The organism is Nonlabens ponticola, from assembly GCF_003966335.1.
GTDB lineage: Bacteria > Bacteroidota > Bacteroidia > Flavobacteriales > Flavobacteriaceae > Nonlabens > Nonlabens ponticola.
In genome coordinates this window covers 154,564-168,495 of sequence record NZ_CP034549.1, presented here as the reverse complement: position 1 = coordinate 168,495, position 13,932 = coordinate 154,564, and the positions used below count along the sequence as shown (strand labels likewise).

15 protein-coding genes are annotated in these 13,932 nt (G+C 41.3%); 11 read left to right on the top strand and 4 right to left on the bottom strand.

From position 1 onward, the window contains the following. The first annotated feature begins 17 nt into the window (after nucleotides 1–17). The 4 genes from EJ995_RS00695 to EJ995_RS00680 all read left to right on the top strand — a co-directional run bounded on the left by EJ995_RS00695 (nucleotide 18) and on the right by EJ995_RS00680 (nucleotide 3,110). Entirely contained in the window at nucleotides 18–617 is a 600-nt protein-coding gene (locus tag EJ995_RS00695; protein WP_126444635.1) for a TIGR04282 family arsenosugar biosynthesis glycosyltransferase, read from the top strand. A gap of 3 nt (nucleotides 618–620) precedes the next feature. After that, nucleotides 621–1,439, top strand: coding sequence for a purine-nucleoside phosphorylase (locus EJ995_RS00690; RefSeq protein WP_126444634.1), 819 nt, complete (start codon nucleotides 621–623; stop codon nucleotides 1,437–1,439). A 108-nt stretch (nucleotides 1,440–1,547) separates the two neighbouring features. Further along, nucleotides 1,548–2,327 carry a DUF547 domain-containing protein gene (locus EJ995_RS00685; RefSeq protein WP_126444633.1) on the top strand — a complete coding sequence of 260 codons (780 nt, stop codon included), beginning with the start codon at nucleotides 1,548–1,550 and terminating at the stop codon, nucleotides 2,325–2,327. Between the two features lie 48 nt (nucleotides 2,328–2,375). Further along, a complete protein-coding gene (locus tag EJ995_RS00680) occupies nucleotides 2,376–3,110 on the top strand; it encodes a TIGR04283 family arsenosugar biosynthesis glycosyltransferase (RefSeq protein ID WP_126444632.1) in 735 nt (244 codons plus the stop codon). 24 nt (nucleotides 3,111–3,134) lie between these two features. Here EJ995_RS00680 and EJ995_RS00675 read toward each other — a convergent pair whose 3' ends face one another. Then, nucleotides 3,135–3,788, bottom strand: coding sequence for an HD domain-containing protein (locus tag EJ995_RS00675; protein WP_126444630.1), 654 nt, complete (start codon nucleotides 3,786–3,788; stop codon nucleotides 3,135–3,137). Between the two features lie 118 nt (nucleotides 3,789–3,906). On the opposite strand from EJ995_RS00675, the gene EJ995_RS00670 reads away from it, so the two are divergent. The 4 genes from EJ995_RS00670 (at nucleotide 3,907) to EJ995_RS00655 (ending at nucleotide 6,477) form a co-directional block, all read left to right on the top strand. Next, nucleotides 3,907–4,413 (top strand): GbsR/MarR family transcriptional regulator, encoded by a 507-nt coding sequence (locus tag EJ995_RS00670; protein ID WP_126444628.1) that lies wholly within the window; start codon nucleotides 3,907–3,909, stop codon nucleotides 4,411–4,413. 56 nt (nucleotides 4,414–4,469) lie between these two features. After that, nucleotides 4,470–4,817 carry a hypothetical protein gene (locus EJ995_RS00665; RefSeq protein WP_126444626.1) on the top strand — a complete coding sequence of 116 codons (348 nt, stop codon included), beginning with the start codon at nucleotides 4,470–4,472 and terminating at the stop codon, nucleotides 4,815–4,817. Nucleotides 4,818–4,821: 4 nt separating this feature from the next. Then, nucleotides 4,822–5,220: a hypothetical protein gene (locus tag EJ995_RS00660; protein ID WP_126444624.1), complete on the top strand. Its 399-nt coding sequence runs from the start codon at nucleotides 4,822–4,824 to the stop codon at nucleotides 5,218–5,220. A gap of 366 nt (nucleotides 5,221–5,586) precedes the next feature. Then, nucleotides 5,587–6,477, top strand: a complete 891-nt coding sequence (locus EJ995_RS00655) for a TIGR01777 family oxidoreductase (protein WP_126444622.1) — start codon at nucleotides 5,587–5,589, stop codon at nucleotides 6,475–6,477. Here EJ995_RS00655 and EJ995_RS00650 read toward each other — a convergent pair. Genes EJ995_RS00650 through EJ995_RS00640 form a run of 3 tightly spaced genes read right to left on the bottom strand, consistent with a single transcriptional unit; the run spans nucleotide 6,469 to nucleotide 9,889 of the window. Further along, a complete protein-coding gene (locus EJ995_RS00650) occupies nucleotides 6,469–8,112 on the bottom strand; it encodes a M1 family metallopeptidase (RefSeq protein WP_126444620.1) in 1,644 nt (547 codons plus the stop codon). The two genes, EJ995_RS00655 and EJ995_RS00650, sit on opposite strands and share 9 nt — an antisense overlap. A 6-nt stretch (nucleotides 8,113–8,118) precedes the next feature. Continuing rightward, nucleotides 8,119–9,174 (bottom strand): glycoside hydrolase family 113, encoded by a 1,056-nt coding sequence (locus EJ995_RS00645; protein WP_241234660.1) that lies wholly within the window; start codon nucleotides 9,172–9,174, stop codon nucleotides 8,119–8,121. Further along, nucleotides 9,161–9,889: a DUF547 domain-containing protein gene (locus EJ995_RS00640; protein ID WP_126444618.1), complete on the bottom strand. Its 729-nt coding sequence runs from the start codon at nucleotides 9,887–9,889 to the stop codon at nucleotides 9,161–9,163. The genes EJ995_RS00645 and EJ995_RS00640 overlap by 14 nt, the downstream gene beginning before the upstream one ends. A gap of 184 nt (nucleotides 9,890–10,073) precedes the next feature. On the opposite strand from EJ995_RS00640, the gene EJ995_RS00635 reads away from it, so the two are divergent. From EJ995_RS00635 to EJ995_RS00625, 3 genes are all read left to right on the top strand, one after another. After that, nucleotides 10,074–11,375: an NAD(P)/FAD-dependent oxidoreductase gene (locus EJ995_RS00635; RefSeq protein ID WP_126444616.1), complete on the top strand. Its 1,302-nt coding sequence runs from the start codon at nucleotides 10,074–10,076 to the stop codon at nucleotides 11,373–11,375. A gap of 27 nt (nucleotides 11,376–11,402) precedes the next feature. Beyond that, on the top strand, nucleotides 11,403–13,046 hold the full coding sequence (locus tag EJ995_RS00630; protein ID WP_126444614.1) for a 4Fe-4S binding protein: 1,644 nt from the start codon (nucleotides 11,403–11,405) through the stop codon (nucleotides 13,044–13,046). Nucleotides 13,047–13,196: 150 nt separating this feature from the next. Continuing rightward, nucleotides 13,197–13,931, top strand: coding sequence for an SDR family NAD(P)-dependent oxidoreductase (locus EJ995_RS00625; protein WP_126444612.1), 735 nt, complete (start codon nucleotides 13,197–13,199; stop codon nucleotides 13,929–13,931). Nucleotide 13,932 lies beyond the last annotated feature (1 nt).

Below are 13,932 nucleotides of genomic sequence, written 5' to 3'. Positions count from 1 at the left end.
CAAAACTTAACTCACAAATGACCAACTGCCTCATCATATTCACTCGCAATCCAGAATTAGGGAAAGGTAAACGTCGTCTGGCTGCAACGCTGGGCGATGAAAAAGCGCTGGAGATTTATAAGTTTTTACTCGACCACACACGATCGATTACAAAAAACATCTATGGCGTCAAGCAGGTCTGGTACAGCGAGCGTGTCCATAAGGATGATGATTGGGATAATCTGGCCTATGAAAAATACCAGCAGCAAGGCAATGATCTAGGCGAGCGCATGAGATTTGCTTTTGAACAAGCACTAGAACGACACCAGAGTGTCATTATCATAGGGTCTGACATGTATGATCTCACTGCGCTAGAGATAGACGACGCCTTTAAAAAGCTCAATGAAAAGGACGCTGTGATAGGACCAGCAATGGATGGTGGTTATTATCTTTTGGGCTTTAGGGACAAGATTCCTAATGGTATCTTTGAGAACAAGGATTGGGGAACGTCAACAGTCCTAGAGAAAACTCTTAAAGATCTGGAAGGCCTAGATTATGCAATGCTTGAAGAGCGCAACGATGTCGATACAGAAGATGATGTTAAGGATCATCCAGACTTTCAACTATTATTAGATTAAAACATGCTAAGTAGAAAACAACTAGAAAACTCAATAGATTATTTAAAGGATCAAGGCTTTGATGCACCAGAGGTTGGTATCGTCCTAGGTACAGGTCTAGGCCAGCTGGTGGACAAGATCGAGAACCAGAAAGTAGCACACTACAATAACATACCATCGTTCCCACTTGCGACGGTAGAGTTTCATACTGGTAAACTGATTTACGGCGATCTAGGTGGTAAAAAAGTTGTCGTGATGCAAGGTCGTTTTCACTTGTATGAAGGTTATGATTTTATCGATATCACATATCCTATACGTGTCATGCATGGTTTGGGAATCAATAATTTATTGGTTTCAAATGCTGCTGGTGCCATCAATCTAGATATGAAAAAAGGCGATTTGATGTTGATCGACGATCACATCAATTTGCAAGGTGGTAGCCCGCTGGCTTTTAAGGGTGTGTCTGATTTTGGCGAGCGATTTACAGATATGAGCGCGCCTTATGATGCGACTATGAACAAGCATTTACAGGATGTTGCGAGCGATCACGGCATCAATTTACACACAGGTGTGTACGCCAGCGTCGTTGGCCCGCAACTAGAAACCAGAGCCGAGTACCGCATGCTCAAAATCATGGGTGCTGATGCGGTAGGAATGAGTACCGTGCCTGAAATTATCGTTGCCAACCATTTGAATTTACCTGTGAGCGCGGTTTCCGTTTTGACAGATGAGTGCGATCCAGACGATCTCGCACCTGTAAATGTGCCAGAAATTATAGAAGTGGCAGGAAAAGCTGAGCCTAAAATGGTCCAGCTATTCCAGGGCGTGATCGAGCGACTGTAACGTTATTGTTGCGTTAAGTGGTGCAGTAAAAGCTGGTAGGTGTCTAATTTTGACTTAACTAAGAAAGTGGTGTTTAAGGATTCCGCTTTCGCGAAAGCGTAACGCATCATGAAAAAAATAACATATTTATTACTCTTCATTTTTATAACAGCTTCTTGTGTTGGCGCTGGTAGTCTATACTATGACACACTAGAGGCCAACGAACAGATTTCTACCAATAGGTCGCAGTTAGACCACAGTGAATATGACAAGCTGCTCAAGAGATATGTCAATGAAGAAGGTTTTGTGGACTATGAGGGTCTTAAAAAAGAGCATGCGGCACTTAAATCATACTTGACGTATTTGAGTGTAAATCCACCTAAAAAGGATTGGGAAAACGGTGAGCAATTTGCCTATTACATCAATTTATATAATGCTGCAACGCTGGATTTGATTTTGGACAATGACATGCCCGCAAGTATTAAGGATATTAGTGGGCCGTTGGGTCAAGTGTGGCTTAAGGAATATATTAATGTGAATGGTGAGATGTATTCGCTTGCCTCGATTGAAAAAGGCGTGCTGCAAAAAATGGGTGATCCTAGAATCCATTTTGCTATTAATTGTGCGAGTTATTCTTGTCCCAAATTGATGCGTGACGCGTTTACAGGTTCTAACGTGGATGAACTTATGGATCGTGCTGCAAGAGAATTTGTCAATAGCGATAAGAATGATTTAAGCGACCCTGCAAACCCAAAACTGAGCAGCATCTTCAAGTTTTACACTAGCGACTTTACCGATACTGGCAAGAGTCTAGTAGCCTACGTGAACCAGTATGCAGATCAAAAAATCAATACGGGTGCCAAGGTAGATTTTAAAGAATATGACTGGTCGCTCAACGATCAAGAATAAATAAAATCCTACAAACCATAAAACAATGCTCATCGTATATTTGACCGTATGATGAGCATTGTCATTCCTGTACTTAATGAAGAGACAGGAATTTATTCTTTATTAAAACTATTATTGCGACGTGCTCACGATCCACAATCGCTAGAATTTATAGTTGTTGATGGACGTAGTGTTGATGATACGTTGAGCGAGGTAAAACGTTTTGCCACTGATCACAGCCATCAAAGGATAAGAGTAATAGAGAGTGACAAGGGTCGCGGTCTACAAATGCATAACGGCGCGCTTGCTGCACAGTATGACACGTTTTACTTTCTGCATGCAGACTCTCATCCACCTAAAAATTATGATTTGTACATTCATAATGCGATCAAAATTGGCGAGCCAGCAGGCTGTTTCCGTATGCGTTTTAGAAGTTGGCACTGGTGGCTGGTCATCATAGGCTGGTTTACTAGATTCAATTGGAGAGCAAGCCGTGGCGGCGATCAAAGCCAATACATTACTAGAGGATTATATGAGCAGTTGGGCGGCTATAACACAGATGTTCCTATCTATGAGGATTACCTGCTCATCCATGAGCTTTATGATCTTGAGCATTTCCATGTGATCCCAAAGTGGCTTACCACAAGTGCGAGACGCTATACTGATGTAGGCGTTTTCAAACTGCAATGGTTTTACCTCACGATTTATTGGAAAAAGCGTCGAGGTGCTAGCATAGATGAAATCTATGAGTACTATCTCAAATGGTGCGATGTTTCTAAGGAAAAGCTAGAAGTAGCTGATTGATTTAGGTAAGTCTGTAGTTAGATATTACACTTCACCGTTCCATTCCGCATAAAACTGCTCTAGATAATGTTCCATGAACTGATGGCGTTTTTGGGCAAGTTGCTTACCAGCTTTTGTATTCATGCGATCCTTGAGCAGTAAAAGCTTTTCGTAAAAATGATTGATCGTCGGTGCCGTACTTTTCTTGTAAGTTTCCTTATCCATGTTTAGATCAGGTTTGACCGCTGGATCATAGATGGTTCTGTTTTTAAAACCGCCGTAATTAAACGTGCGTGCGATACCAATAGCACCTAGGGCATCAAGCCTGTCGGCATCTTGAACTATATCCAATTCTATGCTTTTAAAACTTTGATCTACATTACCACCTTTAAAAGAAATGTTTTCAATGATTTTTATCACGTGATCGATAATCCTATCATCAACTTGCTGATATTCCAAAAACTCACGTGCCACTCGTGGTCCAACAGTTTCATCACCATCGTGAAATTTAGAGTCGGCAATGTCGTGTAGCAAAGCTCCCAATTCAACGATCATCGGGTCTGCATTTGTCTCTTTACTCGCTATCAGTTGAGCATTTTTCCACACACGCTCTATATGAAACCAGTCGTGACCACCTTCGGCATTTGCTAGCTGTTGTCTGACGAAGTCTATGGTAGTTGTAATGATCGTTTGTTGCATGAAGAAAATTGCGGATTACGCTTTCGCGAAAGCAAACTTATAACAAACAAGCTACTAGAAAATAAATTAAACTTTCAGAAAATATTGAAAGTTATAAAAGATGTCGTACATTTGGAGTATGAAATTGGAGGACGGTAAAAATCAATTTATCCAAGCTTGGGGATCGCTAGCTAGTCAATGGGGTATTTCCAAGTCCATGGCTCAGATCCATGCGCTTTTATTATCGTCACCAGCTGGTTTGAGCGCAGATGAAATCATGGAGCAGGTACAGCTGTCAAGAGGTAACGTGAACACCAACGTGCGTGAGTTAATCAATTGGCGATTAGTGCGCAAGGAAACAGTTTTAGGTGAGCGCAAGGAATTTTTTGTAGCAGACCATGACGTTTATTCCATCGCACAACACATTATGGAAGAGCGCAGACGTCGTGAGATTGAGCCAGTAAGATTGTTACTTAATCAACTAAAAAACGCAAAGATTGAAGGCAATGCCGAAGAAGTGAAACATTTTCAAGGTATCATATCTGATTTATCTGATTTTGTCTCACAAATGGAAAATCTAATGAACCTCGCAACTAAAATTAATAATAATAATTACTTGAAAAAAATGATCAAGGCGATTTCATAGCCTTTTTTATTTCAAATAAACTTTCAGTAATTACTGAAAGTTTAAAACTAAAATAAATGTATAATCTGATCTCATATATAATTTATGTAACAGTGATCTTAACCATCATACTGCGAGTAGGTCATATATGCCATAGGAATGGGAGAATTTATGTGAGCCGCTTGCTGCCTGATGATCTTGCGTTGAGCGATAGGATCAACGACATCTTATTGGTTGGATACTACTTGCTCAATTTAGGCTATGGAATTTATGGCATCTCTAGTTGGGAACGAGTAAACAACACCGTTCAAATGTTAGCAATGGTAATCTCTCATCTAGCTGCAATTACTTTAATACTCGCGCTTATACATTATGTCAACATGATGGTTATCAATATTATTTACAAATCAAAATCTAAAATCTAGTATTATGGAAACTTCAAAAATTCTCGTCGGTTATCTCGTGTATGTGCCTGTCATTATCGGTATGACATTCTTTGTATCTCGCACGTTATTTAAGAATGGTAAAATCTTTATGCTTGACATTTTCAATGGTCAAGAAGAGATTGCACATTCTACCAACAAGCTATTTGAAGTAGGATTCTACTTGTTGAATCTTGGTTTTGGGCTCTATATTCTAGAGGTCAACTCTTATGGGTTTGAAGACACCTATCAAAATCTTATCGAAATATTCAGCGGTAAGATTGGCGGTTTTTCTATCTATCTAGGTGTGATGCTTTTCTTCAATTTAATCCTGTTTTTTAGGGGTCGTAGAAAAAGCAAAAGACCTGACTACCGTAAAATCAAACTAGAAAACCCTAACGTCTAGATCCTAAATATCAAAATATAGCATCGTGAAATTTCTATTCAACATCAACATCGCTGGACTCGTTATTTTACTTGTGGTTTTTGTTTGGAACCCCATTCTCGCGGTTATGGGATTTCTACCGTATGGCATTTTACAAGTGTTTCTAACCATATGTATCTTATACAAATCTACGAACGGTAAGATTCGGACATTGGCGTTCTGCCATTTCTGCGCAGCAGCCTCGGTAGGAATAATATCGTTGGTTTATGCTTATTTGGAATCTCAGGTCCTTTTAGACATAGCTATTGTGATAAGCGCATCATCACTTGTTTTTAGTATAATCCTTTCTGACCAACAACAAAAATTTTCCAATCAAAATTCAAGAATATGAAAAAGGTTATTATCGCAGGCGGCACAGGTTTCTTAGGAATTGCCCTCAAAGAATATTTTGAAAAGCAAGGTGTTTTAGTAATTACGCTTTCGCGAAAGCGCATTCAAAATACAACTCATTGGAATGGAAAAGATTTAGGTGAATGGGTCAAACACTTAGAAGATACAGATGTACTCATCAATCTAGCAGGAAAATCTGTTGATTGTAGATATACGGACGCTAATCGTAAAGCGATTTATAACTCTAGAATTGATAGTACGAGAGTATTAAACTTAGCGTTGGAAAAGGCTGTGACTAAACCCAAAGTATTTCTCAACGCGAGTACTGCAACCATTTATGCACATTCTGAAACTCAAATAAATACAGAAGCAAACGGAATAATAGGTGACGACTTCTCAATGGGAATCGCTAAGTCATGGGAAAAGGAGTTTTTCAGTAAGTCTTTTGATGGCGTGCGTAAAATTGCATTGCGCACATCTATAGTTCTAGGAAATGATGGTGGTGCATTTCCCATGCTCAAGAAGATAACCAGATTAGGAATGGGCGGTAAACAAGGTCGAGGTAATCAATTTATCAGTTGGATTCATATACAGGATCTTTGTCGAGCGGTCAAGTTCATCATTGATTCTGATTTGGATGGTCCGATCAATATCACTGCTCCAAACCCGATGCGAAATGATAATTTCATGGAAGTGTTGAGCCAAAAGCTTAGAGTTCCATTGCGTATTGACCAACCCAAATGGCTGCTAGAAATAGGTGCTGCTGTCATTGGAACAGAAACTGAACTTCTGCTTAAAAGCAGATACGTTTATCCACAACGTTTGTTAGATGCAAGATTCGAATTTAATTATAAGACTGTAGAAGAGTGTCTGGCTGATTTACTTTAAAAAAGCTACTTCTATGTAATAATCGTTGTCAATTTTAATTCCTGATGTCAAATCGGTCAGGTCTAATTTCTGATATTCTTCGGTTGGTGTAATCCAACTTAATTTCCCATCCAACTCGATTTCAACAGGCATAGCAAAACCGTTTACGACGTCAGTCCAACGATATTCAATATGATCGTTTGTTTTTTTGAATTCTAATACAGGAATACGCACATCTCTCAAATACTGATCAAATACTTTACTTAGATCAATTCCGCTTTGTGCTGCAATGTAATTTTCGATTTGCTCTGTGGTGACTGTTTGATGGTAAAATTCTTTGTTCAGTCCTCGCAGGATTTGACGCCATTTTTCATCGTCATTGATAAGCTGGCGTATCATGTGTAGCATGTTGGCACCCTTGTAATACATGTCGCCAGAACCCTCATGATTAACATCATATTGGCCTATGATAGGCCTGTCGTTTCTAATACCGCGTCTAGTGCCGATCACATATTCTGCTGCTGCTTCCTTGCCATAGTGATAATCGAGAAACAAATTTTCCGAATAAGCGGTGAAACTCTCGTGAATCCACATATCAGCAATGTCCTTGTAGGTGATGTTGTTTGCAAACCACTCATGACCAGACTCATGAATGATGATAAAATCAAATTTTAAACCCCAACCAGTACCTGATAAATCGTTGCCCAGATAACCATTGACATACTGATTGCCATAGGTAACACTACTTTGATGTTCCATGCCCAAGTATGGAACTTCAACCAACTTGAAACTGTCTTCATAAAACGGATACGGTCCAAACCAATGCTCAAAAGCCTCCATCATCTTGGGTGCGTCTTTGAATTGTTCTTTGGCTTTTTTGAGGTTCTCTTCCAGTACATAATAGTCCATGAACAGCTCACCTTTTTCACCATCGTAGGTCTCAGAGAAATTCACATAATTCCCAACATTGATGTTCACACCATAATTGTTGATGGGATTTTCAACTTTCCAGTGATAGGTGGTCGTTCCATCATTTTTCAATTCAACTCCTTTCAATCTTCCATTGCCCACATTCATCAGTTCACTAGGCACGTTGACGCTTATCGACATACTGTCCACTTCTTGATACATGTGATCTTTATTGGGCCACCATACGCTGGCGCCTAATCCTTGATTTGATGTGGCAATGAAGTGATTGCCTTGATCATCCTTTTTCCATGAAAAGCCGCCATCCCACGGTGCATTGCGTGCCTCGCGCGGCTTGCCTTCATAAACGATTTCTACCTTATTAATATCACCTACATTTTGCTCATCTTCCAGCTTTACAAAATGCGCATTACCATCATGTTCAATTTCTAATTCGCGACCATTTTGAACAGCCTTGAGAATCTCAAGTGGCTCTTGCAGATCTACCTGTAATGTTTGATAAGGTTCAAGCACTCGATAATGAATAGTGTTGGAACCCGATATGAACTTATCATCAGGCTGCACTTTCACATCAAGATCATAATAAGTGATTTCCCACCAGGCACGCTCTGGTGTTATAGATCCACGCAGAGAATCTTGTCGGGTAAATTGCTTTTTGTTTTGAAGCAACTGTGCGCTTACAGCGTTAGTGCCCAGTGCTACGCATAGTATGATATATAGTATTCTCATAATCTTTTACTCGTATTTCTTGTAGGCTTCAGCCACAGTTTGTGCCGCTGGTTTTCCTTGTGGTGTAAATCGTTTTGCAAAGCCACGTCGACTTTCTTCTGCATGGTGTTTCCATAAAAAGCCGCCAGCAAACCAGTCCTCATTCCACACGTTGTCATACATGCCTTGAAGCAATATTTGTTGGGCATCGTTATTGACCTCACGAGTTTCATCGGCATTTTTCCATGGTTCCTTGCCTGCATAATCGGCGCTTATGTAACCGTATTCTGCAAAAAGAATTTGTTTGTCATGCTTTCGCGAAAGCGTGCTCAATTCCAGCTTCCATTTCTTCCAATTATTTGCAATGGTAGTGCTATCAGGCGTTTTTTGATCGCTTAAAGGAAAATAAGCATCTACACCTATGTAGTCCATTTGATCCCAAAAGTGCACGTTTTTATAGCTGTCCCAATTTCCTGCATAGGTAATTTTGCCCTGGTAGATCGCCTTGATTTTTTTGATGAGTTCCATCCAGTAATCACGACGTTGGTCAACAAAGCTGTCCAGCTCCGTAGCGATGCATAACATTTCTACATTTTGGTCTTGGGCCACTTGCGCATAATCGAGAATATATTGACTGTAACTGTCTTCCAGCTGTTTCCATTGCTGCGCATTTTCTAGCTGGATATTACCTGTATACTCGCCACGCCAGATCCAGATTTGTGGTTTGAGCATGACTTTGAGCCCATCTGTGTGAAACAGTTCTATCGTTTTTTCTACACCTTCTTTAGTCTCGCCCCACCATTGTCTATCAGTGTTGTAGATCACTTCTGGACTTGATAGATCACGCATAAAACCATAAGGGATCACTGCGGCATAATCGGCATTATAGTCCAACAGCGGCTGCACATCAGTTTGATCGATAGGATTTCTAGTTGCGACAAACGAAATCCCGTCTATACTTTCTGGAGTTTGGGCAGTACAGGAAATAGTCAAGGTTGCCATTGCTATCGCTGTAATCCACACAGCAATTCTTCTAAAGCTAGGCAGCGCTTGAAATAAGGTAAGTATACTATTTTGCATCATTAAGCGACCAATTATAACTCATAAACTTGACGCTGAAACCATCTGGTATCATGTCCTCACGATAGGTGTTGAGGTAATCTATCAAAGTCCCTTTTTTGGTGAAGTCTGCAGCATACCAGTCAAAAATCTTAGAAACGTAAGCTACTTTTTCATGCATATCTATCTTTACCAATGCCGGATTGTTGATTGCGGCACGCGTGAGTTTCTTGAGCATGAATTCTGTATTCTCTGCAGTAAAAGGCTTGTTGTTAAGCGGTGGACAGCTTACGGCACCACAAACGAGAACAAAATGCAATCGTGGGTCAGGAAATTCTTTGAATAAGATTTGTTTCTCTAGCTGATTTAAAGAAACCATTTCACCGCCTAATTCATATCGGGTAGCATCAAAAAATGATGCGTCATCCATCACCGATTTTATAGGGTAGGCGTCTACCACGCCTTTGATGGTAAATAAGTTGTACGCATTGATCAGCAAGGCTTTACGTTCTGCTGCGGTCAAAGAGTTCAGGTTAATCTTTTTAATGGATTGTATTGCGGTATTTAGGTTTGTAGGATCTTTTTTGATGGCTGCATAGTCCACTTGTCCAGCTGCAACATGGTTGGCAAATAGCTCTCTGGTAGCAGTGTTGATGGTTGATAATTGCGCTTTCGCGAAAGCGGAACCCACCAAAATCCACACTACAACAAGTAAAAATTTATAGGATTGAATTTTCATGGAAAAAGAGGTTCAATTATCACGCCAAGGCTTGTGCCTAAAGATAATACATAGAAAAAGGAGCGATCAGGGAAATTTGTCCTAGTAAACAGGTAGAATTAAATAATGTCGAGGCTGTTAATAATTGTTAATTTGTTGTAGCTTTAAAGTCAGCCAAGGCTTTTCCAACCCAAACCAACCACGTATGGATCACATTGTTATCATAGGAAATGGCATTGCAGGAATCACCTGTGCGCGCCACATACGCAAACTTTCAGATCATAGAATTACTGTCATAAGTGCAGAGACAGATTACTTTTTCTCGCGCACGGCGCTGATGTATGTGTACATGGGTCACATGAAATTTGCGCACACGCAACCGTATGAGAATTGGTTCTGGGAAAAGAACAATATCGAGCTCAAGAACGCATACGTAAAGCAAGTTGAGCCAGATTCTAAGACACTCACTTTTGCAACTGGCGACCAAATGCAGTATGACAAACTGGTGCTGGCTACCGGTAGTATCCCTAACAAGTTTGGCTGGCCTGGCCAGGATTTGCAAGGCGTTCAAGGGCTGGTGTCTCGACAAGATCTAGATGCGCTGGAAATCAACGCGCCCAATAATCAAGTTTGCAAACGCGCCGTGATCATCGGTGGTGGCTTGATAGGTGTCGAGCTTGCCGAAATGCTGCACACCAGAAAAATACCAGTGACATTCCTTGTGCGCGAGAAAGCATTCTGGAGTGGCGTGTTGCCGTTGCCAGACGCTACCATGATTTCAGATCATATCTTGTCGCATCATATTGATTTGCGCCATGAAGAAGAAATGGCAGAAATCATAGGAGACGAAAACGGAAAAGTCAAAGCGGTCAAAACCGCCAAAGGCGAAATCATAGAGTGCAACCTTGTCGGACTTTGCGCTGGAGTGCGACCTCAAATTGGCTTTTTAACAGGCAGCGGCATAGAAACCGATCGCGGTATTCTAGTTGATCGTCATTTACAGACGAATTATCCTGATGTTTATGCCATAGGCGATTGCGCGCAACAACGTGAGCCAGTAGGCGAGCGCAAGTCAGTAGAAGCAGTTTGGTACACAGGTCGCATGATGGGCGAGACGCTGGCACAAACTTTATGTGGTAATCCTAAAAAATGGAATCCAGGACACTGGTTCAATAGTGCCAAGTTCATGGATATCGAATATCAAACCTATGGTTGGGTATGGGCTGTACCAAAAGAAGGGCACGCGCACTACCACTGGAAAGATCTTAAAGAGGACCGCGCCATCACGGTTGAGTACAATATCGCCAGTCGTAAGTTCATTGGCATCAACACTTTTGGGATACGCATGCGACATGAGGTATTTGACCAATGGCTCACTGACGAGCGCACGGTAGATCAAGTGATTTCTAATATTGAGAAGTCTTGTTTCAATCCAGAGTTTTATACCAAACCATTTGCAGCCATAAAAGCAGACTTTGATTTTAAAGAAGCTGCACAAACCGCATAGTTGTTGTAACCACCAAAAGCATTTATTATGTCCACTGTTCAAAAAAGTATGTCCTTAACTGGCGAGCCGCCAAAATCACTTAATGCAGGTCAACGCGCATCGGTTTTTGCTGGTATGGCAGGATTAGGTATCCTCGTCTTGCATCTTTTCAATCAATCTATAACTAATGCTGCTTTGTGGCTCACAGCATCTTTGGTGCTAATGAGCGTCGGGATTATAGGTTTTACCATTGCTAGTTATGCCCACAAACAGGCTGGAATTAAAAATGACGGCGTGTGGTTCAAGTCTATTTCCAGTCGTGGTGTTTTAGGCTGGATGGCTGGAATTGCGCTTACTGGATTTTACATCGTGCTCTACTTCTATGCAGAATTGCTAGGCCTTAATCCAGATGGTGCCAATACTGGTGTGGTGGCGCTATTTGATCCTTTGAGCCGTGCGCTGAGTGGTAATCCTGCCAGTCAATGGTTTGTTTATGGTACGCTCTATACGGTAGCTATTTTAGCTTTTGGTGTCAAATTTATCTGGAAGTATAGACACAATAGATATGAAATCATACGCACGAGCAGCGTCATGTTTTTTCAGACGGCTTTTGCATTCTTGATTCCAGAATTTATGGCACGATTGAACGGCGACGGATTCAACTTGCCTTACTACGATCTTAAAAACATCTGGCCACTCAACTATTACAACTTTGAGCAATACCGCATCAATGACTTTATCAGTTCTGGTGCTATTGGTATGTTCTTGCTGTTTTTTGGGCTAGCGTCCATTTTTATCATCACACCTATACTGACATACAAATATGGTAAGCGCTGGTACTGTAGTTGGGTTTGTGGTTGTGGTGGCCTGGCCGAGACTGCTGGAGATTCTTTTAGACAATTGTCTGACAAGTCACAGGCTGCATGGAAAGTAGAACGTTGGGTAGTACACAGTGTTCTCGTTTTTGTGGTTATGATGACGACTACTGTGGTAAGCGTTTATCTAGGTTATGAGGGCGAAGGTTACTGGTTATCCAGAGATACCTTTTTGTTTTCGGTGGCGGCACTTCTCGTGGTTTTGTATGCAGCTGTGATGATCTGGAAGCGTGATACGCTCAAGAAAGATGCGATTGTTGGTGCAACGGTTTATCTGGCTATATCATTAGCATCTGTTGCTTTGATCTACTTTGTGGACATCACGCAGATACAGGTGAATGCTGCTTACTTTTCATTCGGTATTAATGAGAAAATCTACTCACTGGATGTTGCTGTTAAGAGTCTGTATGGGTTTTTGATTGGTGCTATATTTTCTGGCGTTATTGGTACTGGTTTCTATCCCATTTTTGGTAATCGCGTTTGGTGCCGTTTTGGTTGTCCTATGGCGGCGATCTTGGGATTGCAGCAGCGTTTGTTTTCAAAATTTCGCATAACGACTAATGGTGGTCAGTGTATTTCATGTGGTAACTGTTCTACTTACTGTGAGATGGGAATTGACGTGCGCAGCTATGCTCAAAAGGGCGAAAACATCATACGTGCCAGCTGTGTAGGCTGCGGTATTTGTAGCGCGGTTTGTCCACGTGGCGTTCTTAAATTGGAGAACGGCCCGCTAGAAGGTCGAATCAATAGTGAGGCTGTGCTTTTAGGTCAAGATCCAGACTTGATGGAGTTGTTGAAAAGCAACAAGTCTGCATAATCTATTTGCAGTTTTCTAGAGAAATTTCCTTGTTAGTGTGCTTGTGGCTGTTACGCTTTCGCGAAAGCGTAATCCCTATCATCTTTATAACACAATTCAGACTTTATTAACTCATATTGAGACTGTTGATGGCTATCTTCAAAAGAAAAAATGAAAAAGACCGTCATAGTTACAGGAGCCGCCAGTGGATTGGGAAGAGCAATCGCCCATAGATTTGGAAAAGAAGGATATAATGTCGTCGTTTCAGATGTGGATGAAGAAGATGCAAAAAGCGTTGTCAAAGAAATAGAAGATGCAGGTGGATCAGCCTACTTTATTAAAGCAGATGTTTCCAAAAAATCTGAAAACGAAATGCTTGTCCAGAAGACTGTAGATAAATACGGTGCGCTACACGCTGCCGTAAATAATGCTGGGATAAGTGGTGAGATGGCACTAACGGCAGACTATCCAGAGGAAAGCTACAACAACGTGATTGCAGTGAACCAAAACGGTGTTTTTTACGGTTGCCAGGCGCAGATACCAGAATTATTAAAAACAGGTGGCGCGATCGTCAACATGGCGAGTATGCTAGGATCCGTAGGGTCACCACAATCTGTGGCCTATGTCATGGCAAAACATGCCGTGGTAGGTTTGACCAAAACCGCCGCCATTGAGTATGCCGAAAAAGGTGTACGCATTAACGCCGTAGGTCCAGGATATATTGAGACGCCACTGCTAGATGTAATTGATGAGGAACAGGAAAAACAATTGATTGCCCAACATCCTATAGGTAGATTGGGAAAACCAGATGAGGTAGCAAACATCGTTTACTGGTTGGCCAGTGAAGAAGCCAGTTTTGTGACTGGTTCCTACCACATCATTGATGGTGGTTACACCGCTAGATAAA